We start from the raw sequence: 10,431 nt of genomic DNA, 5'->3' as shown, positions 1-10,431 counted from the left end.
GGGCGCGCAGGGCCTCCCCGGTGCGCAGGCTGAAGCAGGCGTGATGCCAGGGGCAGCGTACGGTCTCGCCGTCGAGCAGGCCCTTTTCGAGCGGCGCGCCCAGGTGACTGCACTTGGCCGAGATGGCGAATATTTCGGCACCGCGCCGGGTCAGCAGCACGGGCTCGCCTTGGGCATGGCCGGTAGTCATGCCGCCATCGGGCAGGTCGGCGAGCGGGATACCGTCGGTGAGTAGGTCGGGGCCGGTGAGCGGGTGCGTCTTGGAATCGGGCATGGCAAGCGGGAAGTAAGGTGGAGCTTGCGCATACGGCGATTTTGGGCTTTTAGTGGAGTAGCGCGAACTTTGCAGTTCGCGTATTCTGCGCCCTTTGGGTTTCGTTCCGGTACACGAACGGCAGATTCTACGCTACTAGATGTGTGCGCCAGCAACTGAGCTACTGCTGTTTCTACCAGCTTTTACTTAACCCCTTTGGCCATGCAATCCATTAAACCCATCCGCTCCGAAGCCGATTACCGCCAAGCGCTGGCGCATATCGCGCACGTCATAGCAACATCTACATATTCATAATATGAACCATCACGAATTTGCTCATCAGATAGCACAAACAGCTCCCAATCATTCCGATTTGATAGCCTTGGGTATAAAAGATGCCTCAGCAGCAGAAATGATTGCGCAATATCATGTTCAGCCAAGAGGAAGCCAACTTGAACTCTCTTTTTTGGGACACGATGTCGTCATTGAGTTTATCAAAATCTATGATGTTTCCGATTTAGAAATTGGGATGGTTGATTTTCTAGCTACTCCCCTTTACTATGGCGATTATGTGCAATTTGCCAAAGTAGAACTTGACCCGATGTTCATCTCAATAGGTGGTGAAGTTGTAGTTAACGACTGGCAACGCCCCGACCATGTAATGTGGCATTGTGCTATGGATGGCGAACATTTATTTGACGCGCTGGTCATTACAAGTCAATTCTTGGTGCTCACGATGTTGAATGATGACATTTATAACGATGAAACACTCGCGCTATCGGTAGCAGCGACAGCCGCTACAGCCGCTGGTGGCGAGAAATATGTATCGTTTTATCAGATGTTGCTGGGCGTTTAGCAAGACTTTCGGCCACTCATTTCCCCTTTTCGTTGTTACCCCTCACAACGAACCCAACCCGCTTTCTTTTGTCCGACCTCACTTTCACCCCCTCCGACCCCTACGCCCTCGAAAAAGAGCTGCGCCACGTCCAATCTCTGATGAAGCTAGAGCAGCAGGAGGACTTGGAGCAATTCAAGCTCAAAAACGCCAAGGCCAGCATCCAGGAGCGGCAGCAGCGCGGCCTCACCTGGTACCCCGTCACCATCAGCAAGGAAGACATCGGCTTCGGCGGCAAGCTGGTGCTGGAACTGGAGCGGCCCGCCGGGCAGCAGGGCCTGCACCTGTTTCAGGTGGGCAAAAACGCCTCGCTGTTTGGCAACGTGCCCGGCCGCGCGGCCACCGACCGGCCCACCCTCAGCGGCGTGATTACCAGCGTACGGCGGAACAAGCTCACCCTGGCCACCACCAAGGAAGACCTGCCTGACTGGGCCCTCGAAGGCCATAAAATGGGCATCGACCTCACTTTCGACGAGGTGAGCTACCGCGAGATGGACTACGCCCTGGGCAAGGTGATGGGCGCCTACGGCGACCGCCTGGCCGAGCTGCGCGACACCATTCTGGGGGCCCGCGAGGCTCGGTTCCGCGAAGAAAAGGCCACCGATTTGTTCTACCCCAGCCCACTGAATGAGTCGCAGCTGGCGGCCGTGCGCCACGTGCTGGCCGCCAAGGACGTAGCCATCATCCACGGCCCGCCCGGCACCGGCAAAACCACCACGCTGGTCCAGGCCATTCTGGAAACCATCCGGCGCGAGCGGCGCGTGCTGGTGTGCGCCCCGAGCAACACGGCCGTGGACTTGCTCACCGAAAAGCTGGCCGAGCGCGGCGTCAACGTCATCCGCATGGGCAACCCCTCGCGGGTTTCCGACCTGCTGCTGGAGCACACGCTCGATGCGCAGGTGATGAACCACAAGAGCTACAACGAGATGCGCTCGATGCGCCAGACGGCCGACCAGTACCGCGAGCAGGCCGGCAAGTACGTGCGCAACTTCGGCTATGAGGAGCAGCAGCACCGCCGACATCTCAAGGAAGAAGCGCGCATGCTCTTCCAGCAAGCCGACGACCTGGAACGCTACATCACCGAGGACTTGCTTGAATCGGTGCAGGTAATCACCTGCACGCTGGTGGGGGCCAGCAACCGCAACATCCGCCACCTCACCTACGAAACGGTGTTCATCGACGAAGCAGCCCAGGCCCTGGAGCCGGGCTGTTGGATTCCGATTGCCAAGGCCAACCGCGTGGTGCTGGCCGGCGACCACCACCAGCTGCCGCCCACCGTGAAAAGCGAAAAGGCCGGCGCCCTGCGCGAAACGCTGTTCGAGAAGTGCATCAAGCGCCAGCCGGCCACGGCCCGCATGCTCACGGTGCAGTACCGCATGCACGAGCAAATCATGCAGTTCAGCTCCGACCAGTTCTACGATGGCCAGCTCGAAGCCTACGCTACCGTGGCCCACGCCGGCCTCGATGCCTACGACCTCAAATTCGCGCCCGACCTGCCCGTGGAGTTCCTCGACACGGCCGGCTTCGGCTTCCAGGAAATCACCATCCCCGAGAGCCGCTCCACCGCCAACCCCGAGGAAGCCGACCTGCTGCTCAAGCGCCTCGCCCAGCTCCTCGAGCCCTACGACCCCGCCGACCACGAAGACGACCCGCTCAGCATCGGCGTCATTGCCCCCTACCGCGCCCAAATCAACTATCTGAAAGACGCCATCGAGGAAAACGACGAGCTCAGCGGCTTCATGCTGCACCGCCAGCTCAGCGTGGGCACCGTGGATTCGTTTCAGGGCCAGGAACGCGACATCATCGCCATCACCCTCACCCGCAGCAACAACCACGGCGAAATCGGCTTCCTCAGCGACATCCGCCGCATGAACGTGGGCATGACCCGCGCCCGCAAAAAGCTGCTGCTCGTGGGTGATTCTTCGACGCTCAGTGCCCACCCCTTCTTCAAGGCACTAATTGAGTACGTGGAGCAGGTTGGCGGCTACCGCACGGCTTGGGAGTTGCAGGATTAATTGCCAACTTGTGTCCGCAATCAATATATTTTCTATTGCGACTCACTCATGTCTCAATTCCTGACCGTTGCTTGCTTAGCTGCTGTCTTTTACAGCCAGAAACCATCCACTCCAAAAGAGCCTTGGGTAGCCAAAGATGTATTGATTCTGCAAAGTACAAAGGATTATAAAGCGGCGCTGGCGACTGCCCGCCAAGCTGCAACACGACTTCACGCAACGCTAAATCTGGAAGGCTACCTTCCTAATGCACAAGCGGGACTGACCATGAGCCGTGCTGATTGCGCTGCAAATGGCTTTGATTATCCGGCCTACGTGGCCCGAGGGCGTGAAAATGAGGAAGCGCCATTTGTTTCCATCGAGTTTTCCAATGGCTACAATGGATTTGTCAAAGGCTATTACCTGGTGATTGCCGGAGTTAGTGAGCCAGGGAGCCGGCAAGTGCGTCAAACCGAAACATTGGCAAAGCAATGGTATCCTACTGCTTACCTGAAACAAACGCAGGTTTGGCTAGGCTGCATTCATTGAGAGGTAACAGTAGCAAACAAGCACAAAAAAGAGGCGTGGAAATAATTTCCACGCCTCTTGCATTTTCACAACCACTAACAGAAATAAGCAAGCTAGTACGTAGCTTAAATGCTGCCTTTGCCGGCTGGCTTACTGATATTACCGCCCACCGGGCGGGCAGTTCTCCTTCAGGAACTTGGTATACGTCGCGGCCAGGTGCCGGCTCGTGCCCTCGCCTTCCGAGATGCCGTGGGTGCGGTTGGGATAGGCCATGAGCTGGAAGGTTTTGCCGTTTTTCACCAGCTCGTTTATCATCTGCTCGGCGTTGTTGTAGTGCACGTTGTCGTCGCCGGTGCCGTGGATGAGCAGCAGGTTGCCGCGCAGGTTTTTGGCGTGGGAAAGCGGCGAGTTGTCGACAAAGAAGTTCTTGTCTTCGGGCAGCAGGCCCATGTAGCGCTCCTGGTAGATGTTGTCGTAGTTCAGCTGGTTATCGACGGCCGCGATGCTGATGCCGGTTTTGTAAATCTGCGGGTACTGGAACAATAGGTTCAGCGTGCTGGAGCCACCACCGCTCCAGCCCCACACGGCCACGCGGCTGGTATCGACCCAGTTATTTTTGAGCACTTCCCTGGCGCCCATGGCCTGGTCGCGGATGTTGAGCGCGCCGATGTTGTGGTAGATGGCCTTGCGGAACTCGCGGCCGCGTGGGGCCGGGGCGCCGCGGTTGTCGAGCGAGGCGTAGATGTAGCCGTCGTCGGCCATGCTGCCCTGGTAGAGGCGGTTGAAGCCCGTGCCGAAGTTGTCGGTCACGGTCTGGCTGGCGGGCTCGCCGTACACCATGAACACGATGGGGTATTTCTTGGCGGGGTCGAAGTTGGTGGGCTTCACCATCCAGCCGTCCAGCGTCACGCCGTCAGCGGTTTTCACCTGGAAAAACTCGGTTTTGGGCAGCTTGATGGCTTTCGCCTGCGCCGGCACGTCGCCGCCGCTCAGGCGCTTGTGGTCGGGCAGGGCCACCACGTCCGACACCGGGTAGCTGCTGGCGCTGGCGTAGCGGTGCAGGGCCACCTTGCCGTTGGGCGACACCTCGTAGGTGTTGGTGCCGCTGAGGGTGGCGGGCGTCACGCGCTCGGCCTTGCCGCCTTTCAGCGGCACTTTGTAGAGGTAGCGCTGGGTGGCGTTGGTGGGCGAGGCCAGGAAATAGATGGTGCCCGTGGCTTCGCTGATGCCCTCCACGCTCACCACGTCGTAGTTGCCGGGCGTGAGCAGCTTGGCCTTGCCGCTGCGGTCAATCTGGTAGAGGTGGCGCCAGCCGTCTCGCTCGCTGGCCCACACGAAGCTTTTGCCGTCTTTCAGCCAGTCCCAGCCTATGGGCTGGTCTTTGGCTTCCACCCAGGCCTTGTCGGTATCGGTGTAAATGGTTTTGGTGGCGCCGGTGGCGGTGGTGCACAGCATCAGCTTGCTCTCGTTCTGCCGGCGGTTCAGCTGCTGGACAATCAGCTCGTTGGGGCCGGCCCACTCCATGCGCGGGATGTAGTGCTGCACGGCGTCGCCGGGTACGTCCATCCACTTCGTCTCGCCGCCGCCCACGGCCACTACGCCCACGCGGCAGCGGCTGGGGTCTTCGCCCACCACGGGGTACTCCACCGGCACCGTGAACGGATAGAGTGCGTCCGTGGTGTTCAGCATCAGGTAATTGCGCGTCTTGTTGGCATCGAGCTGCCAGTAGGCCAGGTGCTGCCCATCGGGGCTCCAGCGGAAGCCGTCGCGGCAGTCCAGCTCCTCCTCGTACACCCAGTCGAAGGTGCCGTTGATAAGCTTGTCGGTGCCGTCGGTGGTGAGCTGGGTGATGGCGTGGTCGGCCAGGTTTTCTACGTACAGGTTGTGGCCGCTCACGTAGGCCACCTTGCTTCCATCGGGCGAAAACTTGGCGAACATCAGCGACGACTCCGGCCGGCCCTTGCCCAGCTGCGTGAGCTGCCTGGTGTCCATATCATACACCCAGTAGTCGCCGCGGGTGTCGTAGCGCCACACTTTTTTAGTGTTGGCATTAAGCAGGATGCGGCGGCCGTCGTCGGACAGCGCCACCCGACGTACGCCCAGCGGGGCCGCCACACCGGCGGGCGTGAGCTGGCGCTTGCTGAGCAGCGTGCGCGTCTGGCCCGGCTGGCGAATGTCGAGTTGCACGATGGAGTCGCGGCGAACCTCAAGGTAGCCGTAGCCATCCTTGGTCCATTGGGTGCCGGCGTTCTGGGCCCAGGCCGAAGCCGTGAGCAGCGTAAATGCCCCGGCAAGGGCAGCCCGGTGGGCAGTAAATTGAATCATACCGAAAAAGACTGCGCGCAAAAGCGAATGGTTGCAGCCCCAAAGCTACCCGGTTTTCCAACGAAAAATCCCCGCCGACACTTGCCGACGGGGATTAGAATCTGCTAACGATGTAGAGACGCATACCTGCGTCTTGTCGTTGAACAATAACGCTTGCACGACAATGCAGCGCGCACGACGAGACGCAAATATGCGTCTCTACAACGTTCTGGCGTTACGGCAAGTCAATTACCGACATGGTATGCGGGGCATCCGACTTGGTATTGGCGAAGTGCTTCACCGGGTGGTCGAAATCGGAGATGTAGAGGCGCTTGCCTTTCAGCAGCACCTCGGCGGGCTGGTCGAGCTTGCCGCCGGTGCCGTCGGTGTCGGGGTTCTGGGCCAGGGTGGTCACTTTATTGCCGTTGCGCAAGTCCACGATTTCGATGGCGTTTTCGCGCGAGTTGCAGAGGTACATCTTGTCGGTAGCGCGGTCAATCACGAGGCCGTCGACGCAGGGAATCTGCTTGCCGGTCAGCGTCAGCGTTTCCTGCTTGGCCAGGCTGCCGTCGGGCTTCAGCGACACGCGGTAGAGCTTGCCGTCGCCGAAGCTGCCGGTATAGAAGTTGCCCTTACTGTCGTAATCCAGCCCGTCGGCGCCGTTGTCGACACCGGTTTCGTTCACCGTCGTCGTGAACATGGCCAGCACGTGCGGGTCTTGGGTTTTGGGCTTGAGGTGCACGGTGCCCTTGCTCAGCTCGGCCAGCGAAAACTTCAGGATGGCGCTGCCCTTGTCGTTGTCGGGCAGGTCCCACTGGCTGTCGGTCACGTACAGGGTATTGCCCTTCCACACCACGGCGTTGGCCAGCGCGAAGTTGTCGACCACGGTGCTGATGGCGCCGGGCTTGCCGTTCTTCACTTCCACCCGCATCAGGCGCGATTTGAAATCCTTGCTGTTTTCGTACTGGTTTTCGGCGTAGTACAGGTTGCCGTCGGGCCCGAAGGCCAGGTCCATGGGTGCGGCCTTTTTGGTGGTGGGCTCCACGGGCAGGTTGGTGGCGTAGGGCTTGATGGTGGTGCCGTCAATCTCCATCAACGAGGCCGGCTGGCTGTTGTCGGCCAGGTTGGGCACCGACAGGATGAGGTGGCCGTTGGGGGCCAGCGCCAGGCCGTCGGGGGTATTGTGGGCGTCGTCGAGGGTGAGGAGCAGCTGCGGGCTGCCGATGGTGGGCACCGAGCCGGCGGGCAGGCCCATGGTATCGGCCGCGGCGGTGGTTTTGGCGGTGGAGTCGGTTTTCACCACGGCTTCTTTGGCCACGGCTTCGTCCTGGGTTTTGGGTGGGTTCGACTGGCAGGCCGCCAGCAGCGTGCCGCCTACCAGCAGCGGCAGCAGCTGGCGCACAGGTTTGGAGATGGAGTGCATGAGGAAAAAGAATAGGTTCAGGTTCGAATAGGCTGATTCCTAACGGCCGTCCGGGTGCAGGGTTTCGCCAGCTGGGTGGCACAGCGTGTGGGCATTGGGGCAACGGCCGGCCTTTTCCGGCAAGCTTGCGTACCTATCTTGCCAAAAATTCTCTCACACCACCCTCTAAACCCTGCGGCCGCCCCAACCGGCCCTTCCCTCCTGCCCATGGCTGCAATCAGCAACAACAAAGTGGTCACCATCACCTACGACCTCAGCGTGACCGACGAAAACCAGGACAAAGTATTGGTCGAGTCGGCCGAAGCCGATGCGCCCATGGTGTTCCTGTTCGGCCACAGCGGCCTGCCCGAAGAGTTCGAATCGCAGCTCAACGGCAAAAACCCCGGCGACTCGTTCGAATTCAGCCTCACGCCCGACCAGGCCTACGGCGAGTACGACGAGCAGGCGCTGGTCGAAATCCCCAAAGAGGTATTCCTCATCGACGGCAAGCTCGACACCGAAATGCTGCAGCCCGGCAACTTCCTGCCCATGGCCGACAACGAAGGCAACCACATGCAAGCCAAGGTGGTAAGCATCGGCGACTCGGCCGTGCAGATGGACTTCAACCACCCGCTGGCCGGCATGGTGATGCACTTCAACGGCAAGGTGCAGGACGTGCGCGACGCCACCGCCGAAGAGCTGGCCCACGGCCACGTGCACGGCGAAGGCGGCCACCACCACTAAGCCACCAGCTGCTAAACGAAGCGCGCGGGAGCGGCTTGCCAGTGGGCGGGCCGCTCCCGCGTTGCGTTTAGGGCCGTCGGGTTGTAGGTTTACGCAGGTGCTTTCGCCGTTTTTCTACCTGCTGGCTCATGAATTCTGTTTCCGTTATCGGTGGCGTGGCGGCCCTGCTCACCACGGTGGCCTACGTGCCCCAAGCCTACAAAACCATCAAAACGCGTTCCACGGCCAGCCTGTCGCTGCCTACCTATATCATGCTGTTCATGGGCACCTGCCTGTGGCTGGCCTACGGCATCATGCTCGGCGACTGGTCCATCATCTTTACCAACCTGGTGTGCGGCCTGCTAGGCAGCGTCATTCTGTATCTGAAGCTGATTGAGAAGCCCGGCACAGATGCCCGGACAGACGGTTAAATCTGATGCAAGCGTGAACACAATCGTCTGTCATCCTGAGCGCAGCGGAGGAACTTATCACGTCTGACCGTCCGGCCAGAACGATGTAGAGACGCGACACTTCGCGTCTCCGTTACCGCGCCACTCGGTTGACATTCGGGCGTCATCGTTCGACGACGAGACGCGAAGTGTCGCGTCTCTACATCGTTCTGCTCCTTCACCCTTCCAGAAGCCGCGCCAACTCAGCGCCCGCATGCTGCTGAAGCTGCGGAAAGAACTCGCGGAAATCGGCTTCATAGTCGGCATAATTCGCCAGCAGCTCAGTTGCCGCCGTTTCCATACCCGAGCCGGCGGTGGCGCGGCGGCTGAGGCCGCCGAGGGCGCGGGCAATGCCTTCGGGCTGCGCGTAGCCCAGCAGCCAGTTGTGCTGCACCATGTAAAACAGCATCTGCTGCACGCGGGGCGGCATTTCGGCCTCGCGCGCCTGCAGCAGGGCATACACGCGACGGGTGAAATCGGGCAGGTTTTCGGGTGAAAATCCGGCGAAATCCCGGGCTAGGAAATGGTCGAGAAACATGTCCGAAATTACACCGGCGTACTTGCCGTAGCCGGCGGCGCGCAGACGCTGGGTGCTGCGCCGCACCACGGGGTGCTGGTCGGTATAGGTATCGATAGCCCGGTGCAGGCGGATGCCGGCCTGCACCGCGGGCGGGTAGTTTTCGACTTGCCGGCCGGGCACCGAGTCGGCAATGAAATTGCCTACGAGCACGTCGGTATACGTCGGCGCATCGGCCGGGCCGGACAGGAAAAGGTGGGCCAGAAAATTCATTGCGGGCGGCAAGGTACGGGCCTGGGCAGGTTTTTATTCAACCCCGGCCGGCTGCCTGCCGTAAGCTCAGGGGTCGGCAGCCCAAAACGGCACCGGCCTGTTCTTTCACCTCTCCAACTCCCCTTCCCATGTCCGATAAGTCGCCCGTCACGCACGACCTGACCCAGCTGTTCGATAAAATCAAAGAAGTGCGCATGGCCATGCTCACCACTACCGATGAGCACGGCAGCCTGCACAGCCGCCCTATGGCCACCATCAAGCCCGGCGAAGACCAGGCCCTGTATTTCCTCACCGACTCGGAGTCGGCCAAGGTGTACGAAATCAAAAAAGACAGCCAGGTAAACCTGAGCTACTCCGACCCGGGCAGCAATATCTACGCCTCGGTATCGGGCACGGCCAACACCTACCGCGACCAAGCCAAAATCGACGAGCTGTGGAGCGAGCCCATGCGCGGCTGGTTCCCCAAGGGCAAGGAAGACCCGCACATCATGATTCTCAAGGTTAGCATTGAGAAGGCTGAATACTGGGATTCGCCCAGCAGCCTGCTGGTGCAGGCCTACGCCTACGCCCGTGCCGTGATTACCGGCGAGCGCAGTAAAGACGACGACGTGAACCAGCACGCTCAGGTGCAGGTGAAATAAGACGCTGCCCCGCATTTGCGAAAGGCCGGAAGCAATTCCGGCCTTTTTTTGTTGCCTGAAACCCCGCCGCCCGATTTCCGCCGCGCTTTACCGTTCGCATGCCGCTTACCACCCTCACCGTTGTTACCCTCAAGCCCGGCCACCGCCGCTGGGCCCTGGCCCAGATGGGCACCGCGCCCGCGCAGCTCAAGCGCGTGGCGGGCCTGCGCTTTCATAAGCTGATGGGCAGCGGCGCGGCCAACGGCTTCGGCTTCTGGCCCAACCTCGACCGCTACGGCTTCATGGCGGTGTGGGACGATGCCGCGGCGGCACAGGCCTTTTTTACCCAGCATCCGCTCTGGGATAATTACAGCACCCGCAGCGCCGAGCAATGGACCGTGCACCTGGCCCCCACCAAAGCCCAGGGCCTGTGGGACGGGCAAGCGCCGTTTGCCCCGGCACCCGCGGCCGCGGCC

10 protein-coding genes and 1 pseudogene are annotated in these 10,431 nt (G+C 60.6%); 7 read left to right on the top strand and 4 right to left on the bottom strand.

Annotated elements, in window-relative coordinates:
- Positions 1–274 (bottom strand): Rieske 2Fe-2S domain-containing protein (locus ACYVDE_RS07770; RefSeq protein ID WP_460500916.1); only part of this gene is annotated, 274 nt, incomplete at its 3' end.
- Between the two features lie 295 nt (positions 275–569).
- Between ACYVDE_RS07770 and ACYVDE_RS07765 the strand changes: the two genes are divergently transcribed.
- From ACYVDE_RS07765 to ACYVDE_RS07755, 3 genes are all read left to right on the top strand, one after another.
- Positions 570–1,109, top strand: coding sequence for a hypothetical protein (locus ACYVDE_RS07765; protein ID WP_460500915.1), 540 nt, complete (start codon positions 570–572; stop codon positions 1,107–1,109).
- Between the two features lie 68 nt (positions 1,110–1,177).
- Positions 1,178–3,163 carry a DEAD/DEAH box helicase gene (locus ACYVDE_RS07760; RefSeq protein WP_460500914.1) on the top strand — a complete coding sequence of 662 codons (1,986 nt, stop codon included), beginning with the start codon at positions 1,178–1,180 and terminating at the stop codon, positions 3,161–3,163.
- A gap of 48 nt (positions 3,164–3,211) precedes the next feature.
- A complete protein-coding gene (locus ACYVDE_RS07755; RefSeq protein WP_460500913.1) occupies positions 3,212–3,688 on the top strand; it encodes a hypothetical protein in 477 nt (158 codons plus the stop codon).
- Between the two features lie 138 nt (positions 3,689–3,826).
- Here the strand turns inward: ACYVDE_RS07755 and ACYVDE_RS07750 are convergent, their stop codons facing one another.
- Both ACYVDE_RS07750 and ACYVDE_RS07745 read right to left on the bottom strand, forming a co-directional pair.
- Complete coding sequence (locus ACYVDE_RS07750) at positions 3,827–5,992, bottom strand: S9 family peptidase (protein WP_460500912.1); 2,166 nt, start codon at positions 5,990–5,992, stop codon at positions 3,827–3,829.
- Positions 5,993–6,206: 214 nt separating this feature from the next.
- Positions 6,207–7,394, bottom strand: coding sequence for an SMP-30/gluconolactonase/LRE family protein (locus ACYVDE_RS07745; protein ID WP_460500911.1), 1,188 nt, complete (start codon positions 7,392–7,394; stop codon positions 6,207–6,209).
- A 207-nt stretch (positions 7,395–7,601) separates the two neighbouring features.
- Between ACYVDE_RS07745 and ACYVDE_RS07740 the strand changes: the two genes are divergently transcribed.
- On the top strand, positions 7,602–8,117 hold the full coding sequence (locus tag ACYVDE_RS07740) for an FKBP-type peptidyl-prolyl cis-trans isomerase (protein ID WP_460500910.1): 516 nt from the start codon (positions 7,602–7,604) through the stop codon (positions 8,115–8,117).
- A 128-nt stretch (positions 8,118–8,245) separates the two neighbouring features.
- Positions 8,246–8,527, top strand: a complete 282-nt coding sequence (locus ACYVDE_RS07735) for a SemiSWEET family sugar transporter (protein ID WP_460500909.1) — start codon at positions 8,246–8,248, stop codon at positions 8,525–8,527.
- Between the two features lie 196 nt (positions 8,528–8,723).
- On the opposite strand, the gene ACYVDE_RS07730 is transcribed toward ACYVDE_RS07735, so the two are convergent.
- Positions 8,724–9,335 (bottom strand): acyl carrier protein phosphodiesterase, encoded by a 612-nt coding sequence (locus ACYVDE_RS07730; RefSeq protein WP_460500908.1) that lies wholly within the window; start codon positions 9,333–9,335, stop codon positions 8,724–8,726.
- 128 nt (positions 9,336–9,463) lie between these two features.
- Between ACYVDE_RS07730 and ACYVDE_RS07725 the strand changes: the two genes are divergently transcribed.
- Positions 9,464–9,976: a pyridoxamine 5'-phosphate oxidase family protein gene (locus ACYVDE_RS07725; protein ID WP_460500907.1), complete on the top strand. Its 513-nt coding sequence runs from the start codon at positions 9,464–9,466 to the stop codon at positions 9,974–9,976.
- A gap of 98 nt (positions 9,977–10,074) precedes the next feature.
- Positions 10,075–10,431: pseudogene (locus ACYVDE_RS07720) on the top strand (spheroidene monooxygenase); the annotation flags it as partial.

Source organism: Hymenobacter agri (assembly GCF_054778495.1).
Note: the sequence above shows the minus strand (reverse complement) of the source record. Positions and strands in the feature narration are given on the sequence as shown.